This is a genomic window from Paraburkholderia xenovorans, assembly GCF_046030735.1.
Taxonomy (GTDB): domain Bacteria; phylum Pseudomonadota; class Gammaproteobacteria; order Burkholderiales; family Burkholderiaceae; genus Paraburkholderia; species Paraburkholderia xenovorans_A.
The window spans coordinates 1-734 of the sequence record NZ_JAQQBV010000109.1 but is presented as its reverse complement, the minus strand read 5'-3'; the positions used below and the strand labels follow the sequence as shown (position 1 = coordinate 734).

1 pseudogene is annotated in these 734 nt (G+C 57.8%); it reads left to right on the top strand.

Annotated elements, in window-relative coordinates:
- Window positions 1–594: pseudogene (locus tag PQQ51_RS34335) on the top strand (arylsulfatase); the annotation flags it as partial.
- Window positions 595–734: the final 140 nt, after the last annotated feature.

Genomic DNA, 734 nt, shown 5'->3' with positions numbered 1-734 from the left:
CATAGTAGGAACTACGACATTCTGGGCGGTCTCGATTGCATGGCTACCTTTGCAGCCGTGGCAGGTGTCGATCTGCCGAAGAGCGATCGCGAAGGCAAGCCGATCATCTTCGACAGCTATGACATGTCGCCCGTGCTGTTCGGTACAGGAAAGAGCAAGCGCGAAGCGTGGTTCTATTTCACCGAGAACGAGCTGACTCCAGGTGCAGTACGGGTTGGCCAGTTCAAGGCCGTCTTCAATCTTCGCGGCGACGGTGGCGCGGACACCGGTGGCCTGGCGGTCGATTCGAATCTCGGCTGGAAGGGGCCTGAAAGTTACGTGGCGACGGTTCCGCAAGTGTTCGATCTCTATCAGGACCCACAGGAACGGTACGACATCTTCATGAACAACTATACGGAGCACACCTGGACACTCCCGACGTTCAATATAGCCGTCAAGGAGTTGATGCAGACTTATGTGAAGTATCCACCGCGCAAGCTGCAGAGCGAAGGCTACTCGGGCCCGATCACGCTGACCCAGTATCAACGCTTCGGCTACATTCGCGAGGAACTGCAGAAGAACGGATTCAACATTCCGATGCCAACTGGAAACTGAGAACCCTGCGGTTCCGCACAAGCGGCCTGTCAGGGGGCGCCTGCACCAATCCCCGCTCGGCTCCAGAACTCTCCGGTGGCTCGCAACCAGACCACCCCGCCGAACCAGTGGCCTAGAGCCTGCCTTTCTGGCGAAACACT